Below are 25376 nucleotides of genomic sequence, written 5' to 3' on the forward strand. Positions count from 1 at the left end.
TCCGAAACTCGAGCTAGTCTGGCGGCGGCCCATCGACGAAAGGTGATCAGACATGCCCGGTTACGTTCTTCCCGACCTCGCCTACGACTACGGGGCGCTCGAACCCGTCATCTCCGGCGAGATAATGGAGTTGCATCACGGCGCACACCACGCCGCGTATGTGAGGGGAGCGAACACCGCTGTGGAACAGCTTCACGAGGCTCGCGCGTGCGGCGACTACTCGGCGCTCGCCGGGCTCGAGCGCGCCCTCGCCTTCAACCTGTCCGGACACGCGCTGCACTCGATCTTCTGGCGCAACCTGTCGCCCACGGGCGGTGACCGACCGGACGGCGAACTGGCAGCCGCGATCGACGAGTTCTTCGGAAGCTTCGACGGTTTCCGGGCCGAGATGTCCTCGGCGACGGCCACGGTGCAGGGGTCGGGTTGGGGCGTACTGGCCTGGGATCCGGTGGGCATCCGTCTCGTGGTGCATCAACTGCACGACCACCACACGAACTTCGCAGTCACCAGTACGCCGTTGCTCGTGTTCGACGCCTGGGAGCACGCCTTCTACCTGCAGTACCGGAACGTGAAGGCCGACTACATCGATCGACTGTGGTCGCTCGTCGACTGGTCGGACGTGGGACGCAGGTTCGAGGCGGCGCGGGCCGGACGCGGGTTCGACCTCCGGGAGGCGATCGGCGGTGAGTGAACGCCTGGTCGATCGCGTCCACGCGATCAACTGGAACCGGCTGCCCGACCCCAAGGATGCCGAGGTCTGGGACCGGCTCACCGGCAATTTCTGGCTGCCCGAGAAGATTCCGCTGTCCAACGACCTGGCGTCGTGGGAAACGCTCACCGACACCGAGCGCGAGATGACCATCCGGGTGTTCACCGGGTTGACGTTGCTCGACACCGCGCAGGCCACCGTCGGAGCCGTCGCGATGATCGCCGACGTCGTCACCCCGCACGAGGAGGCCGTCCTGACGAATATGGCGTTCATGGAGTCGGTGCACGCCAAGAGCTACAGCTCGATCTTCTCCACGCTGTGCTCGACCCGGCAGATCGACGCGGCGTTCGAATGGTCGGAGCGCAACCCGCACCTGCAACGCAAGGCGCAGATCGTCGTCGAGTACTACCGCGGCGACGACGCCCTCGCCCGCAAGGCGGCGTCGGTCATGCTCGAATCGTTCCTGTTCTACAGCGGCTTCTACCTACCGATGTATTGGGCCGGCCGCGGCAAGCTCACCAACACCGCCGACCTGATCCGCCTGATCATCCGGGACGAGGCGGTACACGGGTACTACATCGGATACAAGTGCCGGAAAGCGCTCGAACAGCTCGACAGGGGTGCGCGTGACGCGCATCGGCGCTACACCTACGAGCTGCTGCAGAAGCTCTATGCCAACGAGGTCGCGTACGCCGCCGATCTGTACGACGAAGTGGGATGGACGGCAGAGGTCCTGTGCTACATGCGGTTCAACGCGAACAAGGCACTCGCCAACCTCGGCTACGAGCCGTTGTTCCCGGCATCCGAGTGCGAGGTGAATCCGGCGATCCTGTCGGCATTGGATCCCGGGGCCGGAGAGAACCACGACTTCTTCTCCGGCTCCGGCAGCGCCTACGTCATCGGCAAGCAGAAACCCACCGAGGACGCGGACTGGAACTTCTGAATTCTCAGGCGGCGCGGCGCAGTTCCGCACGCAGGTGATGCGTCATCGGCACGTCGTCGAACGCTATCCACATGTCGTACGCGAGGACCGAACCGTCCTCGCGAAGCTCGAAACGGCGCCGGATCTCGTGAACCGGCTTGGCGTCCGGTGACGCGTCGAGCGCGTGCGACGCGAAGGCGAGGACCCCGTCGGACGGGGTGGCACGGTGGATCTCCACGAAACCGGTGGGCTGCGCCACCAGAAGTTCGACGGCGTCGCCCGCGCGGCGCAGGTAACCGGTTTCCGTGTGCATCGGCATGCCACCGCCCGGCTTGCGGGTGCGGGACCGGTAGAACAGGAACGGCTTTCCGCTGGGCGCGAGTTCGATCTCCTCGTCGTAAGCGAAGTCGTCGATCGTGGGGTAGTGGCCGGAGCCGGCGCCCACCCAGCGTCCGGCGAAGGCGGCGAGATCGCCGAGGGGCGCGAGCAGTTCGGACTTCGTCTGATCCATGCCGTCAGTCTAGGAAGTGCGCGACGGATCGACCTGTTCGGCGGGGGCGGTGGCGCGGCCCTTGGTCAGGCGCCGGATGCCGGCACCCGCGACGGCGACCGCGACCACCGCACCCGCGGTGATCGGGCCTGCGGGGCTCTCCGGGAAGAGGCCCTCGAGCACGAGCCATGCGCCGAACGCGAAGAACAGCACTGCCGCACCGATCCGCACGAAGGCTTCGGGCAGGTGCTTGCCGAGCAGTGCGCCGATGACGATCGCGAGGGCGTCGGCCGCCACCATGCCGATGGTCGACCCGATCCACACGCCCACCCAGTCGTTGTCGGCCGCGAGAGTGACGGTGGCGAGCATCGTCTTGTCGCCGAGCTCGGCGAGGAAGAACGCCGACGCGACGGCGAGGAACGCCGATCCGGTGACCTTGCGGGCCTTGTTCTCCTCCTCGTCGGACAGGCTGTCGCCACGCAGTGTCCACAAACCGAAGATCACGAAGGCGATGCCGCCGACGATCGAGATGGCGGTGGTGGGCAGCGCGGCGCCCAGGAAGTGGCCGACGCCGACCGAGACCAGGTGCACGACGGTGGTGGCGACGGTGATACCCGCGATCACCACCCACCAGCGGTAGCGCAGGGCGAACGTCATCGCCATGAGCTGGGACTTGTCGCCCAGTTCGGCGACGAAGATGACACCGAAACTCAACAGGATCGCGGCCAGCAAGTCGAACCTCCTCCGGATTTCTCGTTCTCGGAGGATGTCGGGAAACCTTCCTCCGGCCCCGAACGCGGCGCGTTCGCAGGCCGAAGGTCTCGCCCACCGGCACAGAACCGGTTCGCTGAGCCGGGCGGGCACTTCGCAGCGCCGGCCAGTATGTCGACCCAACGATTGGGGGCTACTCCCCTTCGCTGAGGCAACGATAGCCGCGAATCAGTGAAAGTGCAAAGGCGACAGTAAGTTTGGAACCCCGAACTTTTCTCTTTCGGCGGTAGTCACGCCGCGAGCAGCATCGCCAGAATCGCGGTGTCGGGATCGCTGATCGGATCGATTCCCACCCGCGAAATCATCGATGTGACAGTGCCGTCCGCCTCCGCCTCGACCCACGCGGCCCGATGCTCGAGCCCCAGATGCGGTAGTCCCGGCAGGAGGACGCAGCCCGACGCCGCCCCGGCACACTCCGGCAGCGACGGCACCGTCTCGCCCGGGGGATGCAACATCATCAGTGCGGGCGGCTGGTGCGCGGCGAAGCGGCCGGGAGGCAACGCGGAGTCGCCGAGGACCGGCCCCTCGGCAATGATCAAACCGACCGTTCCCGGTGCCGGATCGTCGGGCAGTTCCTCCCGCGCCCCGAACACCGTCGACGTGGGCAGCAGGCCGGGGAGCGACGCGATCCGGACCGCGAGCGCCAGCAACTGCGCCCATTCCCTCGTGGTGTCCGGCCAGCGCCCGGAGATCACGAAGCCGCGCAGGTCTCCCGAGGCGTGGAACGGCGCGATCCCGACGAAATCGTTCTCGTTCATCCCGGCCTCGATTCTCCCGCGCGGTGTCCGTCGACGACGGGAGCGCCGGGTGGGCCCGATGGTCGGGCCCGCCCGGCGCGCATCGTCACACCTCGTTGGGTCCTACGAGCATGCGCCGCGGTCCTGCTGGCACACAAGGGGTCTCGAGTGCCAGCAGCGGGCGACCCGGAGTGTCAGAGGCCCGCGCCGGGCGCCGCGACGCGCAGACGCCGGATCGCGCCGCCACCGATCCGCAGAGCGTCCTCCGGAACCCACGTGTCCGCGGTGCAGACGAAGAGGTCCCGCCCGTCGGCGCCACCGAGGGCAACCGCGTACGGGTGCGGCACCGGGACGCGATCGAGCACCGTGCCTTCCGCGCCGACCCGGATCACCTCCTCGCTGAACGGCGACGCCACCCACACGGACCCCTCGGCGTCCAGCGCGATGCCGTCCGGCATGACCCGCGGATCGTCGAATTCGATCAGCGCGCGTCGGTTCACGAGACTGCCGTCGGCCTCGATCGTGAACGCGGTCAGGCGGGCCGGAGTCGCACGGGTCTCGGCCACGATCAGCGTGGAACCGTCTGGAGTGATTGCCATACCGTTCGCGAACAGCATCTCCGTCGCCACGACGTGAGCGGTGCCGTCGGCCTCGACCATCGCCAGATCGGCCGGGAAAGGGGGCTCCGGAGGCGCGCTGGCGTCGCCGTAGTTGCCGACGTACGCGCGTCCGCCGGCGTCCACCACCATGTCGTTGAGGTGCCACGAAGCGATGCCGTGCAGGTCCGCGTGCGGGCTCAGCGCTCCGTCGCCGCCGACGCGGTAGAGCCTGCGCTCCTCCACCGACGCGACCACGAGGTCGCCGTCCGGCAGGAACCCCAGACCGGCGGGCTGTCCGGGCACCTCGACGACGCGTTCGACATCACCGGTGGCGGGATCCAGGCGCAACACCACGCCCCGGTAGATGTCGGAGAACCACAGCCGCCCGTCCCGCCACCGCGGGCACTCGGGAAACGCCAGGCCGGTGACGAGGGTATCGAGTGTGATGTCCGCCATAGCGGCCACCTTACCCAGTGAGCGCTTGTTCGACGAGGCGGAGCAACCTCCCAGGTTCAGCCCAGGTTTACTCGAGGTTTACCCGTTGGACTGGTGCAGCCCCCGACAGAAAGGCTGCACCGACCATGTCATCACCCGGGTCGCGCGGAACCGACGCGCCCTCCGGCTACCTCCGGACCGCCAGCTCGCTGCACGCGTTCAACCGCTACGAGATCAAGTATCTGGCGGCGGAGCGGGACGTGCCGCGGCTGCGGGAGGCGCTCGCCGCCCACATGGCGTCCGACGAGTTCAGCCCCGTGGGCGGGTACCCCGTCACCAGCCTCTACTACGACACCCGGAACCTGCGGTTCTACTGGGAGAAGATCGAGGGCCTGCGGTTCCGGCGCAAGCTCCGCGTGCGCCTCTACGGCCCGCCGTCCGAGGCGACGGACGAGTCCCCGGTGTTCGTCGAGATCAAACAGCGGGTCAACCGGGTGACGCAGAAGCGTCGAATCCGGGTGCCCTACGCACAGGCCCGGCTCCTCTGCGACGAGCGGTGGCCGATCGAGCACGACGACCGGCAGCGTGCCTTCGTGGGCGAAGTTTCCACCCTCGTCGGCAATCTCGACCTGGTGCCGACGGTCACCACGGGATACCTGCGGGAGGCCTTCGTCGGAACCGAGGCCGATCTGGGTCTGCGTGTGACGATCGATCATCGGGTGCACGGCCGCGACCGGGACTTCGGCTTCGCGTCGACATCCGAGAACCGCTTCATCATTCCGCCGCACCTGTGCATCGTCGAGATCAAGGCCAACGAGCGCGTGCCGTACTGGGTCACCGACCTCACCGCGCGACTCGACATGTCGGTGGCGCGGATCTCCAAGTACTGCCAGAGCGTCGAGGCCTTCGGTATGGCACCGCGAGCGCGCATGCACGGGCTCCCCGAAAACCTCACCACCACACCAGCTGACGTGTTCGACGATCAGCTCGCACCGACGGGAACACGATGAACTTCGACCTCCAGGACCTCAGCGGCACCTTCTCGACCCTCGACATCGTCGTATCGCTGTCGTTGTCGTTCGTGCTGTCCGCGATCATCGGCTGGGTCTACCGGCTCACCCACAAGAACGTCTCCTACAGCCAGTCCTACGTCCAGACCCTCGTGATGGTCGGCATGGTCATCAGCCTCATCATGCTGGTGGTCGGCTCCAACATCGCCCGGGCCTTCGCCCTCGTCGGCGCGCTGTCCGTCGTGCGATTCCGCAACGCCATCAAGGAAACTCGTGACGTCGGCTTCATCTTCCTGGTGATGGCGATCGGCATGACGACGGGTACGAGATTCTACGTACTCGCGATCGCCGCCACCGTCGCGATCTGCCTCGTGTTGGTGCTGATGAGCCGGTTCAACTGGTTCAAGCTCGACGTCCAGCGTCAGGTCGTCAAGGTCCAGGTGCCGCCGGAGCCCGGCTACACCGCGGTGGTCGAGGACATCCTGGTCCAGTTCACCAAGGAATTCGAGCTCGTCAGCACCGAATCGGTGCGCGCCGGAGCCCTCACCGAGCTGTACTACACCGCGCAACTGAAGGCCGGGAAGAAGCCGTCCGAGCTGATCGCCGCGCTCAGTGACGTCAACACCGGTCAGCGCGTCACGGTCCTGACCGGATACGACCAGACCGACATCTGATGACCGCCGAAACAGGTTCGGGCAGAGGCGGTCCGCCCCGTCGGCTGCGCCACCGGATTCCGGTTTCGCTGCGGCAGCACTGGCCGATCGTCGCAGTGTTCTGCGCGTTCGTCCTGGTCGCCACCACGGTCTTCGGGTCCACCCGGGTGCGCCCCTACATCACCGGGAACGCGAGCGTCATCGCGTCGGACATCACCGAGAACATCGCCGGCACCGTCGACTTCTTCGACACCGAAGAGGAACATTCGGTGAATATCGAGTTCTCTCAATCGGACTACGACCGGATGATCGCCACGTACCAGAACGAGGGCGAGAAGGAGTGGATCACCGCCGACATCACCGTCGACGGCACACTGATCACCGACGTCGGCGTGCGACTGAAGGGCAATTCCACGTTGACGGGCCTGCGCGCCACCACCGGCGGGCCCGGCGGCGACCGTCCCGAAGGCATGCAGATGCCGGAACTGCCGGAGGGCATGGAACTTCCGGACGGCATGGAACTTCCGGAGGGGTTCGCTCCGCCCGGCGGCGGTGGCCCAGGCGGCATGGTGTCGCTGTCGGCGGACGACCCGACGTCGCTCCCGCTGCTCGTCCGCTTCGACAAGTACGTCGAGGGCCGGGCATACCAGGGCATGACCGAACTGTCGGTTCGTCCGGGATCACCGGTGCTCAACGAGGCGACGGCGCTCTCGCTCACCGCAGAGTCCGGGCAGGCGACACAGCGCTACAGCTACGCGACGTACTCGGTGAACGGTGGTGCGACGCAGACACGTCTGCTGCTCGAGCACCCCGACGACGGCTACGCCAACTCGCTGTTCGACGACCCCGGTGTGCTCTACAAGGCCGACGCGAACTCGTCGTTCACGTACCAGGGCGACGACCAGACGACGTACGCCGACCAGTTCACCCAGGTGAACGGGCAAGGCTCGCAGGACCTGCAGCCGATCATCAGTTTCCTGAAGTGGATGGACGGCGCGAGCGACGACGAGTTCGCCGCACACCTGGGCGATCACGTGGACGTCGAGTCGTTCGCTCGCTACGTCGCGACACAGAACCTGCTGGTCAACAGCGACGACATGGCAGGGCCCGGACGTAACTACTACCTCTGGTACGACCTCGGATCGAAGAAGTTGACGGTGGTCTCGTGGGATCTCAACCTGGCGCTGTCGTCGAACTCGACTGCAGGTCCGCATGATTCGATCGGGATGGGCGGGATGGGCGGCATGGGCGGACCACCGCCCGGCGCCGCGACCGCCGCGGGCGACGCCACCGGCCGGCCCCAGCAACGTCAGGGGCTGACGCAGGGCGGGGCGGCGCAACGTGGAGCCGCGCCGCAGGGTGGTGCGGCGCCACAGGAGGGTCCTGCGATGGGCGGTGGTATGCGGACGGGCAACGCCCTCGAGGAACGGTTCCTCGCATCCGCCGCGTTCACCGGGATCTACGAGAACGCCTACCGGGAGTTGTACGAGCAGCTGTTCGCCAGCGGCCGGGCCGTCGAATTGCTCGACGACATCGCCGCGTCCGTGCCGACGAGCGACGGACTCACCGCCGATGCCCTCGCCGAGCAGGTCGAGACGCTGCGGGCGCGCCTGCAGGCCCGCACCGATGCCCTCGCCGACAACGCGGTCATCGCCTCCGGCTAGTCCCCCCCGGCCGGCTCCCGCGTTTTGCGCACTTGTCGCGCTCCCGGACCCCGAAAACTCGCGATAAGTGCGAAAAACGCGAGGGGGAGGGGCGGGAAGGAGGGGCGGGAAAGGGAGGGGGAAGGCGTGGAGTCCAAAGCGCGACGGCGCCGCGCCCCGAGTGGTCGGGGGCGGCGCCGTCGGAGGTTCCGGAGCGCTGACGCGCGTCGGGTCAGGCCGGGACGATGAGTCCGGCGGTCTGGGTGCGTGCCTTGGCGAAGCGGTCGGCGACGTCGGCCCAGTTGACGATGTTCCAGAAGGCGTTGACGTAGTCGCCCTTGACGTTCTGGTAGTCGAGGTAGAAGGCGTGTTCCCACATGTCGAGCATGAGCAGGGGGGTGAGGCCGATGCTGATGTTGCCCTGCTGGTCGTAGAGCTGGACGATGATCAGGCGCTGGCCGATGGAGTCCCAGGCGAGGATGGACCAGCCGGAGCCCTGGATGGCGTTGGCGTTGGCGGAGAAGTGGCTGCGGAAGGCGTCGAAGCTGCCGAACTGGTCGTCGATGGCGGCTGCGAGTTCGCCTTCGGGCTTGTCGCCGCCTTCGGGGCTGAGGTTGTTCCAGAACACGGTGTGGTTGGTGTGTCCGCCGAGGTGGAAGGCGAGGTTCTTCTCGTGCAGGTTGACCACGGGGGCGAGGGCGTCGGCTTCGCGGAGCTCGGCGAGCTTGTCGAGGGCGGTGTTGGCGCCGGCGACGTAGGCGGCGTGGTGCTTGTCGTGGTGGAGTTCCATGATCTTGCCGGAGATGTGGGGCTCGAGGGCGGCGTAGTCGTACGGCAGATCGGGCAGCGTGTAGACAGACACGAGAATCCCTTCTTTGCGGGCGTGGCGCCCTGACGTGTGTATTCGTGAATCGTGCTCGGGGATAACCCAATCTCATTGGTACACCTTGTGCAACCAGACCGCTCAGGTGGGAATCCCTCACAAAAAAGTTCGGCGACCCTTAACTTGGCTTGTTTTGCGTGTGGCGGACATTACGGTCGGCGGGCGAAATTGGAACGCGATGTGAACGGAACACTAATATCGAGCGGTGCCTTCCGTGACGCCCGCTTCATCCCCGGGGGTCGAGAGGGCGCCACGTGTCGAATTGACCGGGGCAAATCTCCTGCGCGCCATCGCGGTGCTCGCCGTCATCTATTCGCACATCTCCTTCTATCTGATCGACGATCTCGGTGACGGCTGGTGGCTGATCGACGGCGTCTACGCGGTGTTCGTCGAGGGCCTCGGGCTCAATCAGCATCTCTCGTTCGTCGGCGTTGCGATCTTCATGATGCTGACCGGTGCGGTGATCACCAGATCCGCGATCCGGCACGCGCCCGGCCGATTCCTGGTCGACCGGATCGGCCGCCTGCTCCCCGCGTTCTGGGTAGCGATCGCGGCCGCGATCCTGCTGGTCCGCTTCGGTATCAACGGGATGTTCAGCGGGCAACAGGGCGTCTCGAACGTCGAGGCCGCACTCAGTTTCGTGCTCGGCGGGTTCTTCCTCAAACCCGAGGTCGCGGTCCTCGGGGTCACCTGGACGCTCGTCGTGCAGGTGCTGTTCTACGTGTACTGCGTCGCGATGCGCCCGGTGCTGCGGACGCGGCCCGTCGCCGTCCCGCTCGTCGGCGCCGCGGTGTGCGCGCTGGTGCTGCTCTACAACCTCTACGCGCCACACCCGTACACCGTGCCGATGCTGTCGAAGGTCGCCGCCACGCTGCCGGCCGTCTTCCTCGGACAGCTGATGTACCTGTGGTGGGCGCGGCTGACGACCTGGCGCTGGATCATCGTCGGCGTCCTCGCGCAGATCGAGGTGGTTCGCCTCGCCACCGACATCCGGGTGTACTGGGCCGGCGACCGCTACCTGTGGACGATCACCGCGGTGACCGTGCTGGTGGTGGCGCTCGGGCGGTGGCGCGGGAGCCCGACGCGCTGGACGGTCGTCCGCTGGACCGCGACCCGCAGCTACGCGATCTACCTCGTGCACACGCTGATCCTGTACCGCGTGTACGAGAACGCCGTGGGCCCGCTCGGCCGCACCGGCGCGGTCGTCGCCTTCCTGGTGGTCACGGCACTGGTGTCCGAGGCGCTGTACCGGTGGGTCGAGGTGCCGGCCGCACGGTGGCTGGCCCAGCGCACGAGGCGCTCCGAGCCCGTAGGCGGACAGGTCGACGACCAGGTGGCGTCACGCGACCGCGCGTAGCATCGTCCTATGTCTTGGTTCGATGACCTCGTCGCCCGCGCCGGTACGAAATCCGTGATGGTCACACCGGATCAGGCGCTGCCGGGACGCGACGCCCCGATGCCTGTGCCCGACGCCCACTACGTCAACGGACACCCGTTGCAGCCCCCGTTCCCCGACGGCATGCAGACCGCCGTCGTCGGCATGGGCTGTTTCTGGGGTGCCGAGAAGGAATTCTGGGAGCTGGACGGGGTGTACTCCACTGCCGTCGGCTACGCGGGCGGTTACACGCCCAACCCCACCTACGAGGAGGTCTGCTCGGGCCGGACCGGACACACCGAGGTGGTGCTCGTGGTGTTCGACCCGGAGAAGATCTCGTACGAGGGCATTCTCAAGCAGTTCTGGGAAAACCACGACCCGACGCAGGGCATGCGTCAGGGCAACGATCACGGCACGCAGTACCGCTCGGTGATCTACACCGGATCGGACGAGCAGGCGGCGACGGCTCGGGCCACCGCGGAGGCGTTCGCCAAGCGCCTCGCAGCCGCGGGCTACGGCGAGATCACCACGGAGATCGCGCCGCTCGGCGCCTTCTACTATGCCGAGGACTACCACCAGCAGTACCTCGCCAAGAACCCCGGCGGGTACTGCCCCGTCCACGCGACCGGCGTGAGTTGTCCTGTGGGACTGGGCGCCTGAGAATCTCGCTCGCAGCGCCACGTGGGGCCGGTGCCGTCGTATCGGCACCGGCCCCACGTGTGGCGGTGCTCAGGCCACCGCGACCGGCTCCCGCTCGGCGGTCTCGGCCGCGGTCTGCGCCGCGACCCGCTCGGTGATCTCGTTGCGGCGGCGGTGCAGCGTCAGCACCACGACGATCGCGACCAGCGCCGACGCGGCGGAGATGAGGTACGCGACGCTCATGGCGCCGTCCGTGTAGAAGCCGTAGCCGTCGACGACGGTGGCGACGTTCGAGTTCAGCACCGTGAACGCGATGACCGGCATGACCGACGCGATCAGGGTCTGCGACGCCTGCACCATGCTCGACATCGACGCCTGGACCGACGGCGGCACCGACGCGATCGTGAGGTTCGGGACGGAGGCGGTGAGGGCGCCCATGCCGAGACCGAACAGCAGGATGCCGAAGAGGACCTCGACCTTGCCGACGTGCCAGAACGCGGTGACGACGGACGCGAGCATCATCAGGCCCGCACCGCCGGCCAGCGTCAGCGTCGGGAACGTGGTGCGCAGCATGCGTCCGACGGTGATGCCGGCGATGACGCTGCCGAGACCCATCGGGATCTGGAGCAGGCCGACGCTCTTGGCGTCGACGCCGAAGCCGTAGCCCAGCCCGAGCACGGCCGGCGTCATGCACATGAGCGGGATGAGCGTCGCGTACAGCGACATGGTGCCGTAGGCGAAACCGGCCGAGAGGCAGATGCGCAGCATCGGGCCGCGGCGGAAGAAGCGCAGGTCGACGATCGGGTCTGTGGTGCGCAGCGCGATCGGCACCCAGGCCGCGATGACGGCGACACCGCCCAGGATCAGCAGCAGTGTGCCGCCGTCGGTCCACCCCCACGAGGGGCCGAAGCTGACGCCGGCCAGGATCGCGGCCAGGCCGCCACCGAGGAGGGCGGCCCCGAGGTAGTCCAGGCGCGCAGTGCTGCGGACCGGCGACTCGGGGGTGGTGAGCAGGACCAGCGGCGCGAGCACCACGAGGGCGATGAGCAGGAACCAGAAGAGCGAGCGGAAGCCCCACGCGTCGACCAGCAGGCCGGTGATGAAGGGCGACGGGATTGTCATCAGGCCCATGCCGCCGGCCGCGATGCTGACCGCGAGCGCGAGGGTTCTGGGCGGGAAGACGTCTCGCATGAGTGAGAAGCCCAGGAACATGCAGGCGATGAGGACACCGAACAGGCCGCGGCCGATCACGAGGACCAGGAAGCTGGGGGCGACCGCGGACGTCAGCGCACCGGCCGCGGCGATGGCCATGCTGATCAGGAACACCTTGCGTTTGCCGTGGATGTCGGCGAGCTTGCCGGCCAGCGGGCACGCCACGGCAGCAGCGAGCAGGTATGCCGTCGTCACCCAGGCGACCTGATCGGTCTGGAAGTGTTCACCGATCGGCATCATCGCGACCGCGGCCATCGTCGAACTGAGCGAGACGATTTCGAGGACGAGAGCGATCGAGACCAGGGACAGGACGAGCCGCGGGGTCCAGCCGCTTCCGAAGACGGCGCGCGGGTTGGTGGCCGCGGTGCCGAGAGTTCCTGACATGTAACGCCTTTCTGCGATGTGTGGTCCGAGTCACACGAGTGACGCCCCATTACAGATGGCGTGGGCGCGATCACAGATAGCCGTCTCGTTCAACGGAACACTTGTTTTCGGGGAAGCCCGAAACAGCGAAGTGCACACCCGGTTTCGGCCGGGTGTGCACTTCGCTGGGGGTGTGGACGCCGCAAACATGCTGCGGCCGTTGTCATGTCCGATTCATGCAGTTTTCGGTCGAACGTTTGTTTGTCGGATCAGCCGATCTGGGACATGACGTCCGACGCGACCAACTCGAGGTGGTCGAGATCGGCGAGGTCGAGCGTCTGCAGGTAGATGCGCTGCGATCCGGCCTCGCGGTAGCGGCCGATCTTGTCGACGAGTTCGGCCGGGGTGCCGGCCAGTCCGTTCTCCCGCAGTTCGTCCACCTCGCGCCCGATCTTCGCGGCGCGACGCGCGATCTCCTCGTCGGTACGACCGCAGCACAGCACCAGCGCATTGGAGTAGACGAGCGAATCGGGGTCACGGTCGATCGCCGTGCACGCCGCCCGGACGCGTCCGAACTGCGCCACGGTGTCGTCGATCGACACGAACGGCAGGTTGAACTCGTCGGCGTAGCGGGCCGTCATCGCGGGGGTGCGCTTCTTGCCCATGCCGCCCATCACGATCGGCGGGCGCGGGGACTGTGCCGGCTTCGGCAGCGCGGGTGAGTCGGTGATCGGGAAATGCCTGCCCTCGTGGGTGAACGTCCGGCCCACGGGCGTCTCCCACAGTCCGGTGATGATCGTGAGCGACTCCTCGAGACGGTCGAAGCGCTCCCCGAGGGACGGGAACGGAATGCCGTACGCCCGGTGCTCCTCCTCGAACCAGCCCGCGCCGAGGCCCAACTCGATTCGCCCGCCGCTCATCGCGTCGACCTGGGCGACCGAGATCGCGAGCGGGCCGGGGTAGCGGAACGTGGCCGAGGTGACCAGGGTGCCCAGGCGGATCGTCGACGTGTCCCGGGCGAGTCCGGCGAGCGTGATCCACGCGTCGGTCGGGCCGGGCAGCCCCTCGACGTTCATCGCCAGGTAGTGATCGGACCGGAAGAACGCGTCGTACCCGCACTGTTCGGCGGTCTTCGCGACCGCGAGGAGATCGTCGTAGGTGGCGCCCTGCTGCGGCTCGGTGAAGATTCTCAGGTCCATGCAGTCCACTGTGCCGCACCGGGGAGTGTGACGTGCGTCGGTGTCGGAAAGGTGGAGGGAACCGATTCGGGTGCCACCGCGTCAGAGCAGATGTCGGGATGGGAGCGTCCCGGCGGAGGGGGGAGGCCGGGCCGGAATCAAGGGGCGGGACGTGGGCACGCGTCCCGGGTGGGAAGTTCCGGTCCGTGCCGGCTCGCGGCAATCCGCAGAGGGGGTGATCCACACAGGCTGTGGATTGCCGCGAGTCCCACGGTGCACAGTTGTCAGCAATGCACTCACAGCACGGCGCTGACCTGTGGATGATCGCCCCGAAGGTTGTTCAGAACTGTGGATGAGCCTGTGGAAACTGTGGATAACTCCTCAGTGCAAGTGGTACAGGTCACATTTCAATGGTCATTTGTAGGCTGTGATCTCCGCTACAGTCTCGGTCCGGTCACGAACCCGGCCGTCACGTAACGCCGGACGCGCCTCCCGCGACGGGGCATCGTGCCAGAATCGACGATGTGACCTCTCCACACGTTCCGACCGTTCACGTGACGGACCTCCCGGTGGAGCGCGACGGCACCGTCGTGCTGCTCGACGTGCGTGAAGACGACGAATGGTCCCTCGGCCACGCGCCCGGCGCGCAGCATGTCCCGCTCGTCGACCTCCCGGCCCGGATGGACGAGATCGACATCGACGCCGAGGTGTACGTCGTGTGCCGGCAGGGCGGGCGCTCGATCGTCGCCGTCGAGTTCCTGAACTCCGTGGGATTCGACGCCTACCACGTCGACGGCGGCATGGTCGCGTGGCAGGTCGCCGGCCTGCCGCTGACCTCGGACGACCATCCCGACACGGCGAAGATCTTCTAGATGACCGTCGTCCAGGTGTGCGCACGGTGCGCGTCGCAGTGGCCGGTGGCCGGTGCGCCCGCGCAGTGGTGCCCGCGCTGCCAGGGCGTCCTCCTCTCTCCCGTCGACACGCGGCGCCCGGCGCCGCCGTCCGGCCGGAACTTCCGCTGGGTGGCCCGCAGCCCCTACCCGCCCGCGGTGCGCCGCCGGGCGCGCACGTCGCTCGGCCCCACCCCGCGGTACCGCCAGATCCCGCGCTGGGGACTGCTCGACCCGCCGCCGGAGGACCGCGAAGCGCCCGCCGGCCGCACCGAGGTGGTCGCCGATCTCGCGCCCACGCTGCTGGCGTGCGCGGCGCTCGTGTTCGGGCTCGCGACGCTGGCCGAGACGTTCCGGTACGGGCTGCTCGTGTTCAACCGTGTCCGGCTCGTCGACCCGCTCACCCTCGCGATCTCCGACGCGATGGTGTGGTCGACCCAGCTGTCCGCGCCGCTGGTCGCCGTGGCGGCCGCCGTCGCGGTCGCGTGCCGGCTGCACGTCGAACGCGCCCGCGTGTTCGCCCAGCGCGGCCTCGCCGACCCGCGCCCGCTGCGCGAACTGCTCGTCGGCGTGCTCGTGCCCGGCCTGAACCTCGTGATGCCCGGCGTGTACCTCCGGGAGATCGCGGACGACGACCGCCGCCTCCGGCGCGCGATCCGACTCTGGTGGACGGCCTGGATCACCGGTGGCGTCCTCGTGGTGGTGAACGTGCTGTGGCGTAACCGGGACTCGTTGCAGGCGCACGCCGACGGCGTCGTGCTGGCGGCCGTCACCGCGGCCGTCGGCGCCGCCACTGCACTGCTCGCGCTGCTGGTGATCCGGCGCCTGGACGGACGCGACCTCCTCGGTCGGCCGCACCCCGTCACACGGTGGATCAACATTCCGCGATCCGACGAGGTGACGGCCGGATGAGCCCGGACCGCCGTGGACCGCTCGTCGTCGCGCATCGCGGCGCCTCCGCCGCTCGTCCCGAACACACCCTGGCCGCGTATGAACTCGCGCTCGCCGAGGGCGCCGACGGCCTCGAATGCGACGTGCGGCTCACCCGCGACGGCCATCTCGTGTGCGTTCACGACCGTCGGATCGACCGGACGTCGTCCGGCACCGGCGTGGTCAGCGAGATGACCCTGAGCTCGCTCGGCGAACTCGACTACGGCGACGGCGACGAACCCGCCGGGCTGCTCACCCTCGCGGACCTGATCACGCTGGTCCTCGACTGGACGTCGCGGCCCACGAAGCTGTTCATCGAGACCAAGCACCCCGTCCGCTACGGCGGACTGGTCGAGAGCAAGCTGCTCGCGGAACTCGCCCGGTTCGGCCTGGCCGCCCCCGCATCCGCCGACCACTCGCGGGCGGTGGTGATGTCGTTCGCGGCGAGCGCGGTGTGGCGAATCCGCCGGTCGGCACCCCTGCTTCCGACGGTGCTGCTGGGGGACGCGTCGCGCTACCTCGGCGGTGGCGCCGCGACCACCGTCGGGGCAACCGCGGTGGGGCCCTCGATCAGGACGCTGCGCGAGCACCCCGAGATCGTCGACAAGGCGGCCGCAGCCGGCCGCGCCACCTACTGCTGGACCGTGGACGCCCACGAGGACGTCGCACTGTGCCGCGAACTCGGCGTCAGCTGGGTGGCCACCAATCACCCGGGGCGCACCAAGAATTGGCTGGGCAGCTGAGAGAACCGGCGTGTCCGTGTAGGTTTTGGCCTCGTGGGTAAGAAGAGCAAGAGAAACAGTGGTCCCAAGCCGGGCAGCAACCGCGCCGAGAAGCTCGAGCAGCGCCGCCTCGAACGCGAGGCGGAGGTCGCCGCGCCGACTCGCCCCTTCGCGGGGCTTGCCGCCGAATGCGATCTCGTCGCGCTGCGCGAGTTCGTGCCGTCCGCGCTCGTCGAACTCCCGGTCCGTGACGCCGCCACCCCGGTGACCGCGGCCACCGTCCTGCCCGGTGCCGTCGCCGCGCTGGTGCGCGACGAATCCGGCACTGCCGGCCGCTACGTGGGCCTGCAGGTCCAGGCGCACACGGGCGACCCGGGCGCCGACCTCGGTGCCGCGGTGACGTGGGCGCAGACCGCCGAGCCGGGCACCTCGCTGACGTTCGCCGACCCGCAGGCCGACGGCCCGCGACTGGCCGACGTCCTCGTCGCCGACGTGCTCCCGAAGATCACCGTCCACCAGACCTTCGACTGGTGGATCCCCGAGGGCGTGGAGCCGACCCCCGACGTCGCCGCGACCGTCGTGCAGGCGAACCAGGCGATCATGCCGTCCGCGCGTCTCGAGGCCGACGGTGTCGTCGCCGCGTGGTGGGTGGATGCCGGTGACAAGGCGCATCTGCGCTGGGTGCGTCCCGAGGACGAGGACGATCTGATGCTCGCGCTCGCCCGAGTGCACGCCGCCGGCGCGCTGCACCTCGGGGAGGGCTCCCGTTTCGCGGGGTCGTTCCGCACGCACGGCCTGCTGGTCCCCGTCTTCGACCTCGATCCGGAGAAGCACGTCGACGAATGGGCGGCTGCGACCGCCGAGCTGGGTGAGCGCCTCGCCGAGGCCCTCGCGACCGACGCGCCGCTCACCGTGGCGGAGCGCGGCGCGCGCGACGGGCTGCGCAGCCGCCAGGTCACCCTGCGCTGAATCTCGAACAGCAGAGTCTCGAAACAGCAGAGTCTCGAAACAGCCGAGTCTCGAAACAGCCGAAGGGTCCCTTCACGCGCTACGAGCGCATGAAGGGACCCTTCAGCTGTAGAGGGAACGCTAGATGGTGCCGCCGGCGGCGGGCGGCGCCCCGGACGCGTCGTCGACGCTGCGCATCTCCCGGGCCACGAAGTCTTCGAGATCGAAGAGGTTGGAGCCGGCGCGATCGGCGATGGTCAGCAGCGTCGTCATGCGCGCGACCTCCTCGACCTGCTCCTTGAGGAACCACTGCATGAACTGCTCGCCGAGGTAGTCCCCGTCGTCGCGGGCCGTCCGCGCGAGGGTCACGATCTGCTCGGTGACGGCCTTCTCCTGTGCGAGCGCGAGGGCGATGGGTTCACGGGCGCCGTCGAAATGGCACCGCGCAGGGTCGACCCCGGTGAGCTCCACCGCGATGTCCCGATCCAGGAAGTACTGGATGATCATCATCGCGTGATTGCGTTCCTCGTTGCCCTGCTTGTAGAAGTGGCGGGCCAACTGCGGCAGATCCGCATTGTCGAAATACACGGCGGTCGCCAGGTACTGGTGCGACGCATTGAATTCGTTGCGGATCTGGTCATGGAGAAGTGCGTGGAATTTCGTACGATGCGAATCGTCTGAAGCACTCATGAAGCAACGATATAGGTGATCAGATCGAACTGTCACCCAAGTGGAACCTAATTAAGCCTAGTATTGCCTCAATTAGTGTTGCCTCAATTCGGCATGTTGTCCCGGTATTCGGATTCGCTGCAATTGCCGAGGATGTCGGCAATTGCAGCGAAGGGCATCAGGCGCCGGAGCCGGCGATCCTGGGGGCCGTGGAGTCCGCCGTCACCGCGGAGCTCATCTCGCGGGCCACGAAATCCTCGATGTTGAAGTAGTTGTCGCCGGCGCGATCGACGATGGTCAACAGGGTCGTCATACTCGCGACCTCCTCGACCTGCTCCTTGAGGAACCACTGGACGAACTGCTCGCCGAGGTAGTCGCCGGTGTCGCGAGCGGTGCGCGCCAGCCGCGTGATCTGCTCGGTGACGGTCTTCTCCTGCGCGACGGCCAGGGCGACCGGCTCGCGGACGGACGCGAACTCGGTGACGACGTCGTCGACACCGGGCACGGTCACCGGCAGGTCGTTGTCGATGAGGTACTGGATCATCATCATCGCGTGATCGCGTTCCTCGGCGGCCTGGCTGTAGAAGCGGCCGGCCAGCTGCGGCAAATCGCGGGAATCGAAGTAGACGGCGACCGCGGTGTACTGCTGTGAGGCGGTGAATTCGTTGCGGATCTGGGCCTGCAACAGTTGATGGAACTCGCTCGTGTGCGCCGCTTCAGTCATATGCGGAACATTACCGCCCGCAATGCCGCCGTAGTGGCGTCGATGTCGGGACAGCGACGAGCATCACGGTGCGCCGGTGAGCAGGCTCGGCGGAACCTGTCGGTCATTTGCCAGGGCATCGAAGAATTCCGACGCCTTTTCCCGATCCCACAGCAGGACGTCACCCCAGCCCGAGACCACGTCGAAGCCGCCGACCGGCACCGTGGTGGTGACCATCTTGCCGCGCAGCGCCCACGCCAGTCCGGCCAGATTCCAGAGATGATCGCCGTCGGCGACCTGCAGCGAACCGGCGGTCTTCGTCATCATCGGCCACAACCGCAGCGGGTTGATCAGCGTCATCGGTGACGTGGCCTTCTTCAGCAGCGCGCTCATGAACGCGCGCTGATTGTTCATCCGGTCGAGATCGGCCATCGCGGTGGCGCGGCTGCGGACGAAGCCGAGGGCCTCGGGGCCGGTCAGTTCCTGGCAGCCCTCCTGCAGGTCGATGCCCGCCAGCGGGTCGTCGATCGGGTAGGGCACACACATGTCGACTCCACCGAGGGCGTCGACGATGCCCGAGAATCCGCCGAAGCCGATCTCCGCGTAGTGGTCGATGCGCAGCCCGGTGGCCTCCTCGACGGTCTGCACCAGCAACTGCTCGCCGTCGTCCTGCGAGAACGCGGCGTTGATCTTGCCGCGGCCCATGCCGGGGATGTTCACGTACGAGTCGCGGGGGATCGACACCATCGTGGTGGCGCCGCTCTTCGGGATGTGCACCAGCATGATCGTGTCGGTGCGCTTGCCCTCGATGTCGCCACCCGCGGCGAGCTGGCGGTCCTCCTCGGCCGACAGGCCCGCGCGGCTGTCCGAGCCGACGAGCAGCCAGTTGGTGCCCGGGGTGTCGGCGACCCGGTCCGGGTAGTCGGCGAGGGCGTCGACGCGGTTGAGCTTCGTGTCGAGGAAGACCACACCGCCGACGGACGCCACCAGGAGGACGACGAGGGTGAGCGCGACGCGTCGCAGCCACGTCCCGCGCTTGCGGGGCCGACGCTGCCTGGGCGGCTCGGCGGGTGCGGCCGGGGGCCGCGGCGGTTGGGGATTACGCGGAGGCGGCGGGATGCGACGCGGCTCGGCGTAGGGCCGCGGCGTCTGCGTGGGCGCGTGCACCGGGCCGCGGGGTCCGCCCTGGCCCTGCGAGTACGGCTGCGGCTCCGGCGCCTGCGACCACGCGCGGGCCGGCGCCGGACGCTGGGTGGGTCCACCGGCGCGGCCGTCCCGGCGAATGATCTGGGTGCCCTCGGGATTGTGCGGCGGACGCTGCGGTGGGGGACCGCCGCGGCGGGGTGGCGGAGGAACGTTGCGCGGCGGCTGGGGCCGACCGCGTTGCGGCGGGCCCGGCTGACGTCTGTCGGGGGTCTCGCCGTTCACGACATCCGAGAATACGCACGAGAACGGCGAATGGGTGTCACGGCAGCCACGACAGGTGCCCGCGCAGCAGCGCGTAGCCCACGAATGCGACGGTGTCGATCAGCGCGTGCGCGATCACCAGAGGCCACAACTTGCCCGTGCGCTGCCAGTAGCGGCCGAAGACCAGACCCATCAGAACGTTGCCGATGCCCCCGCCCAGCCCCTGGTAGAGGTGATAACTGCCGCGCAGCAGCGCCGACGCCAGCAGCGACGAGTTCTCGCTCCAGCCCAGCCTGCGCAACCGCGAGATCAGGTACGCGACGACGAGGATCTCCTCGGCGGCCGAATTGGCGATCGCCCACAGCACCAGTACCGGCAGCCGCCACCAGTGGTCGTCGATGGTGCTGGCCATGACCGTGAGGTTCATGTCCAGCGCCACCGCGGCCAGGTAGAACGCCAGGCCGGGCAGACCGATCAGCGCTGCGAGTCCGACTCCGGGCAGGATCCCGTCGCGCACCTGCGTCCGACCGAGACCGATCCGGCGCGGGCCGAGGCCGCTGCGCCACAGCAGGTACAGCCCCAGTGCGGCCCACGCCGCCAGCTTGACGACGCCGAGCAGCTGTCGGGCCAGGTCGATGAACGACTGTGTCGAGCGGGACGGGTTGAGCGCGACCGCCTGCTCGGACAGCCCACCCGGTTGCAGCGCCGACTCGAGCAGCGACAGCGCGCTGTAGACGCCGTTGAGCCCGAACGTGACCAGCAGGACGATGGTGATCTCGAACCACAGCGTCCGCCGTTCCCGGGCGTCGAGCGGCGGTTCGGACGGCGGCGGTGAGCTGGGCCGGAGCCACGAATCGACGGTGGTGCGGGTGATCACCACGCCGACGCTAGCCGCAATCGGCGTCAGAGGTGGTGAGCGAGGGATTCGGCGCGGGCGCCGAGGCTCGGTAGCCGCAGGTCCGCGAACGGCGTCAGCGCGTTGCCGAGACGGTTCGTCACGAACGCCACCGACAGCCCGGTCTCCGGGTCGGCGAAGGCGCCGGATCCGCCCATGCCGTAGTGGCCGAACGCCCCCGAGTGCTGGGTGCGGGCCGCGACGAGCGCCGCGTGATAGCCGAGCCGCCAGTTCATGCGGATGCCGAGAACATAGTCACGGGCGCGGGTCTGGACCTCGCTGAGCTGGGCGATCGTGTCGGGTTCGAGGAATCGGATGCCGTCGACGACGCCGTCGTTCGCGAATGCCGCGTACATCCGGGCCAGCGCCCGGGCGCTGAACACCCCGTTCCAGCCGGGCATCACGAAGTCGTGGATCGTCGGGTCGCGCACCAGCAGGTCGAAGCCCTCGGGCATCCCGGCGTCGGCGATGTCCTTGAGGTGCGGCACGAGCGAGAGCGTCATCGAGGTCAGCCCCCACGGCACCCCGAACGGGTTGATGCGTGGGAACACCTTCGCGATACGGGCCCTCTCGGACTCGGGCACCTGGAACCAGAACTCGGGGATGCCGAGCGGTTCGGCGACCTCGGTGCGCACCAGTTCCGTGAACGGTTGTCCCGTCACCCGCGCGGTCAGTTCCGCGATCAACGTTCCGTAGGTGACGGCGTGGTAGCCGGGCAGCCGCGTACGCCGAGGATCCGGCACGGCCGCGGCAAGTGCCGAGGTGACCCGGTCGTGGTCGAGCAGCGCGGTCCGGCCCGGGACGAGGCCGCGGATGCGGTGCAGTCCGGCGCGATGGCTGAGCAGCTCGCGGACGGTGATCGCTTCCTTGCCGGCCTCGCCGAACTCGGGCCAGTAGGCGGCGACGGGGGTGTCGTAGTCGATGAGTCCGCGCTGCGCGAGGCGGTGCAGCACCGTGCTCGCGACACCTTTGCCCGAGGAGGACCACGCCGACCTCGTCGAGATGCTGGCCCGACGCCTTCCGCCGACTCTGCGAACCACGACGTGCGCCTCGACTTCACCGAACCGGTGGACGACGCGCTCGCGCTCAGCCAGGCGCTGCGGATCCTCGTCGGCTGCCCGTCGCCGCCGAGAACCCGCACCCGGCGCTGCTCGACCTCGGTCACGGCGCCGCGCTGCTCACGCTGCGGCTGGAGTCGGCCGTCGTCGCCGACAGCAGCGGCGCCGAGGTCGTCGGCGAGCCGGCGGGCCCGGTCGTCGGGTACCGCGACGAGGTTGCCGCGCAGCCACACGAGCGAGCGGACCGGTTCCCGCAGCGTGAGCGGCGCGTAGTCGGTGAGTTCGAGGACAGCGGGCAGCCCGCCCGGTCCGTACTGCCAGGCCAGCGCCGTGGCCGCCGATTCGGACGGGGCCACGAGGATCGCGGTGCCGTCGCCGCGCAGGTGGTGCAGGGAGGTGACGACGGGGTCGGTGCCGGCGACGGCGAGCACGGCGTCGGTGGCGCGGGCGCTCGCGCTGCGCATCCGTTCGGCGGTGGTCGGTCCGGTGGTGCGGGTCATGGCGGCATCCTTCGGTTCGTGTGACGCGAGCAGAAGTAAGTGAGGTAAACCTAAGCTAATTCCTCGGGGGTGGTGGGGCAACCCCTCGGCTCGGAAGCGGGAGTTTCCGCCGGTCCGGGCTAACGTGGTGGTGTGTCGATCCCTGTGTCCCTGTCGATGCCGACTCTTCCGTCCCGCAACAGCGCGCCGCAGCCGCTCGTCGCGGGGCTGCTCCACCAGCGGCGCGAGGCCGCCGTCCCGACCGCCGTCCGGGACGCCGTCACCGCCGGCCACCCGATCGTGGCCGCCTCCGTGCTCACCGCCGCGGTCGGCGCCGACGCCGACGCGGGGGCCATGGTCGTCGAACTCGACGTCGAACCGCGGGCTCTCGAGAGTGCCATCGACCATCGCGCCGTCCGCTACCACGTGGACTGCACGACCGAGCAGGTCGAGGACGCCGTCGAACTCCGCCTGTCCGCGCCGGTCGCCGTCTTCGTCACGCCCGACGAGTCCGGCCCGACGCTCGCCGAGTCGGCGCAGCTCCTCGCCGACGCCGGGCACAGCCCCGGACTGGTCGCCGGACAGCCGGCCGACGTCGTCGCCGACTTCCTCGCGGTCCTCACCCACACCTCCGTCGGGTTCGTCGCCCGCGCCGCCGACGGCGCCGAGGTCCTCGCGTTGCTCGCCGGCACGGTCGCGTCGCTGCGCGGTGACGACGTCCGGGCCGCCCTCGCCGCACCGGATGCGGCGGCGCTGGCCGCGCTGGTCCCGGAGGCGGCCGAGGCGGTCCGCGGTGTGCTGCTCGGGATCGAGGTGGCCGACCCGGACGAGGTCGACCGCGTGCTCGCCCAGGCCGGTCTGCTGTAACCCCGGTCTGCTGTAACGGAACCGGGACCGATCGCGGGAGTGCGCCCCGGCCGAGTGCGTAATCTCGTAGGCGTGCCACGTATCGCTTACTTCGGACCCACCGGAACCTTCACCGAGATGGCCCTCGCCCAGCTCGAGGCGGCCGGGACGTTCACCGGTGAGGTCGAGCGGATCGCCGCCGTCAGCCAGTCCGCGGCGCTGGAGATGGTGCGCCGCGGCGAGGTCGCCGGCGCCGTCGTCCCGATAGAGAGTTCCGTCGAGGGATCCATCCGCCCGACGATGGACGCGCTCGCGCTCGGCGACCGGCTCCAGGTCATGGCCGAGACCGAACTCGACGTCGCGTTCACGATCGTCGGACGTCCCGGCGCCACGCTCGACGACGTCCGCACCGTGCGCGCCTACCCGGTCGCGACCGTACAGGTGCAGAGCTGGCTCGACCGGAACCTGCCGAACGCGGTGGTCGAACCCGCGGCGTCGAATGCCGGTGCCGCCGAGGACGTCGCGGCCGGTCTCGCGGACGCCGGCGTGTCCACCGCGCTGGCGGGGGAGCGGCTGGGGCTGACGGCGCTCGCGTCCGGTGTCGCCGACTACGAGGGTGCGCGCACCCGTTTCGTGCTCGTCACCGAGCCCGGTCCGGCCCCCGCCCGCACCGGCAACGACCGCACCAGCGTCGTGCTGCACCTCGACAACGTGCCCGGTTCGCTCGTGCGGGCGATGACCGAGTTCGCGACCCGCGGCATCGACCTCACCCGGATCGAATCCCGGCCCACCCGTAAGGAATTCGGCACCTACCTGTTCCACCTCGACTGCGTCGGGCACATCGACGACGGCCTGGTCGCCGAGGCGCTCAAGGCATTGCACCGCTTCAGCGACGTCCGGTTCCTGGGATCGTGGCCGTCGGCGGTGCCCGGGGGCGGCGCGCCGATGCCGGACGCCGACGACACCGCCTGGCTGGAGCGTCTGCGCCGCGGGGAGGCGGGCGCATGAGCGGGCGGCTGATCCTCGTCCGGCACGGGCAGACGGAAGCGAACGTCGAACGCCGGCTCGACACCCGGCTGCCGGGTGCGCGGCTGACGGAACTCGGTCGGACGCAGGCACAGTCGCTGGGCTCGCGGCTGGCGCTGCGTCCGCCGACGGCACTGGTGTCGTCGCAGGCGCTGCGCGCCCGGGAGACCGCGGGATTCGTCGAGACGGAGTCGGGCATCACGCTGCAGGTCCGGGAGGGCCTCCACGAGGCACAGGCCGGCGAGCTCGAGGACCGCTCGGACCTCGAATCGCACCGGATGTTCGCGAAGGTCTTCCACACGTGGCACACCGGCGATCTGTCGGCGCGGATCCCCGGCGGCGAGTCGGGGCACGACATCGTCGAACGCTATGTGCCGGTGATCGATGCGCTGCGCGGCGAGTACCTCGACGGCGGTGCGGGCGGCGACGTCGTGGTGGTCAGCCACGGGGCCGCCATCCGGCTCGTCGCCGCCTACCTGTCCGGTGTGCCGGGCGCGTTCGCGGCGGACCGTCACCTCGAGAACACGTCGACGGTGGAGCTGGTGCCGACGGACATCGGCTGGCAGTGCGTACGATGGGGCGCCTACGATCCGCCGTTCGACGCGACCCCGCAGCAGCCGTGGTTCGAGCCGGAGGCGGCCGGCGCCACCGACGACCCGATGGGCTGACGTCTCAGTCCAGCTGGTCGAGCAGACCGAGCAGGGCCTGACGCAGCCGTCCGGGGTGACCGGGGCTCAGCGACGTCCAGCGCGTGCCGTCGGCGGCGACGCTGGTGGTGCCGACGATCCGGCCGGCCGCGGTGTCGAACACCGTGACCGGCCCGTGCATCAGGTCGGGGCGCCCGTCCTCACCGGCGATGCCGACGATCTCGGTGAAGACGGGACAGTCGACGAACGCCGGTCCGAGGACGGCGGCGTCCGCCGCCGGTACCCCGATCCCGGTCAGTTCCCCCGCGGCCCGGGCCGGGTCGGCGAGGCGGTCGAGTGCCGCGCCGAGCACCTCAGTGGGCCGATTGACCACGCCGAACGCGAGCGGGTCGACCGCGCCCAGTGCGTGCGCGACCGGCCCGGCGAGGTCGTGGCGCGCGTACCGGACGGTGAGGGCGTCGCCGCTGCGCAGCGCCACTACGGCGCCGTCGCCGTCGCAGGCCAGACAGAGCCGCGACACGGCGCCCGCCGCGAACC

28 protein-coding genes and 1 pseudogene are annotated in these 25376 nt (G+C 69.0%); 16 read left to right on the forward strand and 13 right to left on the reverse strand.

Annotated elements, in window-relative coordinates:
- Window positions 1-52: 52 nt before the first annotated feature.
- Together ABEU20_RS24645 and nrdF are read left to right on the forward strand one after the other, a co-directional pair.
- Window positions 53-691, forward strand: coding sequence for a superoxide dismutase (locus ABEU20_RS24645; RefSeq protein ID WP_420167021.1), 639 nt, complete (start codon window positions 53-55; stop codon window positions 689-691).
- Window positions 684-1652 carry a class 1b ribonucleoside-diphosphate reductase subunit beta gene (nrdF, locus tag ABEU20_RS24650; protein ID WP_420167022.1) on the forward strand — a complete coding sequence of 323 codons (969 nt, stop codon included), beginning with the start codon at window positions 684-686 and terminating at the stop codon, window positions 1650-1652. The genes ABEU20_RS24645 and nrdF overlap by 8 nt, the downstream gene beginning before the upstream one ends.
- Before the next feature lie 4 nt (window positions 1653-1656).
- Here the strand turns inward: nrdF and ABEU20_RS24655 are convergent, their stop codons facing one another.
- From ABEU20_RS24655 to ABEU20_RS24670, 4 genes are all read right to left on the reverse strand, one after another.
- Window positions 1657-2142, reverse strand: a complete 486-nt coding sequence (locus ABEU20_RS24655; protein ID WP_420167023.1) for an FABP family protein — start codon at window positions 2140-2142, stop codon at window positions 1657-1659.
- Between the two features lie 9 nt (window positions 2143-2151).
- Window positions 2152-2853 carry a TMEM165/GDT1 family protein gene (locus tag ABEU20_RS24660; protein WP_420167024.1) on the reverse strand — a complete coding sequence of 234 codons (702 nt, stop codon included), beginning with the start codon at window positions 2851-2853 and terminating at the stop codon, window positions 2152-2154.
- Window positions 2854-3122: 269 nt separating this feature from the next.
- Window positions 3123-3650, reverse strand: coding sequence for a peptidase (locus tag ABEU20_RS24665; RefSeq protein ID WP_420167025.1), 528 nt, complete (start codon window positions 3648-3650; stop codon window positions 3123-3125).
- Window positions 3651-3823: 173 nt separating this feature from the next.
- Entirely contained in the window at window positions 3824-4684 is an 861-nt protein-coding gene (locus ABEU20_RS24670) for an SMP-30/gluconolactonase/LRE family protein (RefSeq protein WP_420167026.1), read from the reverse strand.
- Window positions 4685-4809: 125 nt separating this feature from the next.
- Here ABEU20_RS24670 and ABEU20_RS24675 point away from each other — a divergent pair, with 125 nt between their 5' ends.
- The 3 genes from ABEU20_RS24675 to ABEU20_RS24685 all read left to right on the forward strand — a co-directional run bounded on the left by ABEU20_RS24675 (window position 4810) and on the right by ABEU20_RS24685 (window position 7990).
- Complete coding sequence (locus tag ABEU20_RS24675; protein ID WP_420167027.1) at window positions 4810-5673, forward strand: polyphosphate polymerase domain-containing protein; 864 nt, start codon at window positions 4810-4812, stop codon at window positions 5671-5673.
- Entirely contained in the window at window positions 5670-6347 is a 678-nt protein-coding gene (locus ABEU20_RS24680; RefSeq protein ID WP_420167028.1) for a DUF4956 domain-containing protein, read from the forward strand. Before ABEU20_RS24675 ends, ABEU20_RS24680 begins: the two co-directional genes overlap by 4 nt.
- A 632-nt stretch (window positions 6348-6979) precedes the next feature.
- Window positions 6980-7990 (forward strand): CotH kinase family protein, encoded by a 1011-nt coding sequence (locus tag ABEU20_RS24685; RefSeq protein ID WP_420167047.1) that lies wholly within the window; start codon window positions 6980-6982, stop codon window positions 7988-7990.
- Between the two features lie 211 nt (window positions 7991-8201).
- Here ABEU20_RS24685 and ABEU20_RS24690 read toward each other — a convergent pair whose 3' ends face one another.
- A complete protein-coding gene (locus tag ABEU20_RS24690) occupies window positions 8202-8831 on the reverse strand; it encodes a superoxide dismutase (protein WP_420167029.1) in 630 nt (209 codons plus the stop codon).
- A gap of 235 nt (window positions 8832-9066) precedes the next feature.
- On the opposite strand from ABEU20_RS24690, the gene ABEU20_RS24695 reads away from it, so the two are divergent.
- Together ABEU20_RS24695 and msrA are read left to right on the forward strand one after the other, a co-directional pair.
- Window positions 9067-10209: an acyltransferase family protein gene (locus ABEU20_RS24695; RefSeq protein WP_420167048.1), complete on the forward strand. Its 1143-nt coding sequence runs from the start codon at window positions 9067-9069 to the stop codon at window positions 10207-10209.
- 9 nt (window positions 10210-10218) lie between these two features.
- A complete protein-coding gene (gene msrA, locus ABEU20_RS24700; protein WP_420167030.1) occupies window positions 10219-10887 on the forward strand; it encodes a peptide-methionine (S)-S-oxide reductase MsrA in 669 nt (222 codons plus the stop codon).
- A 69-nt stretch (window positions 10888-10956) separates the two neighbouring features.
- Here the strand turns inward: msrA and ABEU20_RS24705 are convergent, their stop codons facing one another.
- The gene (locus ABEU20_RS24705) at window positions 10957-12462 is read right to left on the reverse strand and encodes an MFS transporter (RefSeq protein WP_420167031.1); all 1506 of its coding nucleotides are present in this window, start codon (window positions 12460-12462) and stop codon (window positions 10957-10959) included.
- 248 nt (window positions 12463-12710) lie between these two features.
- Entirely contained in the window at window positions 12711-13640 is a 930-nt protein-coding gene (locus tag ABEU20_RS24710; protein ID WP_420167032.1) for an LLM class F420-dependent oxidoreductase, read from the reverse strand.
- Between the two features lie 503 nt (window positions 13641-14143).
- Between ABEU20_RS24710 and ABEU20_RS24715 the strand changes: the two genes are divergently transcribed.
- Genes ABEU20_RS24715 through ABEU20_RS24730 form a run of 4 tightly spaced genes read left to right on the forward strand, consistent with a single transcriptional unit; the run spans window position 14144 to window position 17130 of the window.
- Entirely contained in the window at window positions 14144-14491 is a 348-nt protein-coding gene (locus tag ABEU20_RS24715) for a rhodanese-like domain-containing protein (RefSeq protein ID WP_420167033.1), read from the forward strand.
- Window positions 14492-15421, forward strand: coding sequence for a DUF4328 domain-containing protein (locus ABEU20_RS24720; protein WP_420167034.1), 930 nt, complete (start codon window positions 14492-14494; stop codon window positions 15419-15421). It abuts the gene before it with no gap.
- Window positions 15418-16182: a glycerophosphodiester phosphodiesterase gene (locus ABEU20_RS24725; protein ID WP_420167035.1), complete on the forward strand. Its 765-nt coding sequence runs from the start codon at window positions 15418-15420 to the stop codon at window positions 16180-16182. The genes ABEU20_RS24720 and ABEU20_RS24725 overlap by 4 nt, the downstream gene beginning before the upstream one ends.
- Before the next feature lie 33 nt (window positions 16183-16215).
- On the forward strand, window positions 16216-17130 hold the full coding sequence (locus ABEU20_RS24730) for a DUF5926 family protein (RefSeq protein ID WP_420167036.1): 915 nt from the start codon (window positions 16216-16218) through the stop codon (window positions 17128-17130).
- Window positions 17131-17250: 120 nt separating this feature from the next.
- On the opposite strand, the gene ABEU20_RS24735 is transcribed toward ABEU20_RS24730, so the two are convergent.
- The 5 genes and pseudogenes from ABEU20_RS24735 to ABEU20_RS24755 all read right to left on the reverse strand — a co-directional run.
- Window positions 17251-17799: a ferritin gene (locus ABEU20_RS24735; protein ID WP_420167037.1), complete on the reverse strand. Its 549-nt coding sequence runs from the start codon at window positions 17797-17799 to the stop codon at window positions 17251-17253.
- Window positions 17800-17956: 157 nt separating this feature from the next.
- A complete protein-coding gene (locus tag ABEU20_RS24740) occupies window positions 17957-18502 on the reverse strand; it encodes a ferritin (RefSeq protein WP_420167038.1) in 546 nt (181 codons plus the stop codon).
- Window positions 18503-18565: 63 nt separating this feature from the next.
- Window positions 18566-19909, reverse strand: coding sequence for an LCP family protein (locus ABEU20_RS24745; RefSeq protein WP_456300339.1), 1344 nt, complete (start codon window positions 19907-19909; stop codon window positions 18566-18568).
- 37 nt (window positions 19910-19946) lie between these two features.
- Window positions 19947-20765: a CPBP family intramembrane glutamic endopeptidase gene (locus tag ABEU20_RS24750; protein WP_420167039.1), complete on the reverse strand. Its 819-nt coding sequence runs from the start codon at window positions 20763-20765 to the stop codon at window positions 19947-19949.
- Window positions 20766-20791: 26 nt separating this feature from the next.
- A pseudogene (locus ABEU20_RS24755) lies at window positions 20792-21766 on the reverse strand (serine hydrolase domain-containing protein); the annotation flags it as partial.
- Between the two features lie 60 nt (window positions 21767-21826).
- Here ABEU20_RS24755 and ABEU20_RS24760 point away from each other — a divergent pair.
- The 5 genes from ABEU20_RS24760 (at window position 21827) to ABEU20_RS24780 (ending at window position 24860) form a co-directional block, all read left to right on the forward strand.
- The gene (locus tag ABEU20_RS24760; RefSeq protein WP_420167040.1) at window positions 21827-22114 is read left to right on the forward strand and encodes a hypothetical protein; all 288 of its coding nucleotides are present in this window, start codon (window positions 21827-21829) and stop codon (window positions 22112-22114) included.
- A 3-nt stretch (window positions 22115-22117) separates the two neighbouring features.
- The gene (locus ABEU20_RS24765) at window positions 22118-22384 is read left to right on the forward strand and encodes a hypothetical protein (protein WP_420167041.1); all 267 of its coding nucleotides are present in this window, start codon (window positions 22118-22120) and stop codon (window positions 22382-22384) included.
- Window positions 22385-22473: 89 nt separating this feature from the next.
- Window positions 22474-23187, forward strand: coding sequence for a hypothetical protein (locus ABEU20_RS24770; RefSeq protein WP_420167042.1), 714 nt, complete (start codon window positions 22474-22476; stop codon window positions 23185-23187).
- 72 nt (window positions 23188-23259) lie between these two features.
- Entirely contained in the window at window positions 23260-24174 is a 915-nt protein-coding gene (gene pheA / locus ABEU20_RS24775; RefSeq protein WP_420167043.1) for a prephenate dehydratase, read from the forward strand.
- Window positions 24171-24860 carry a histidine phosphatase family protein gene (locus tag ABEU20_RS24780; RefSeq protein WP_420167044.1) on the forward strand — a complete coding sequence of 230 codons (690 nt, stop codon included), beginning with the start codon at window positions 24171-24173 and terminating at the stop codon, window positions 24858-24860. Before pheA ends, ABEU20_RS24780 begins: the two co-directional genes overlap by 4 nt.
- Before the next feature lie 4 nt (window positions 24861-24864).
- Here ABEU20_RS24780 and ABEU20_RS24785 read toward each other — a convergent pair.
- Window positions 24865-25376: ESX secretion-associated protein EspG (locus ABEU20_RS24785; protein ID WP_420167045.1), on the reverse strand; the 512-nt coding region annotated here is incomplete at its 5' end.

The organism is Rhodococcus parequi (assembly GCF_046042785.1).
Taxonomy (GTDB): Bacteria; Actinomycetota; Actinomycetes; order Mycobacteriales; family Mycobacteriaceae; genus Prescottella; species Prescottella parequi.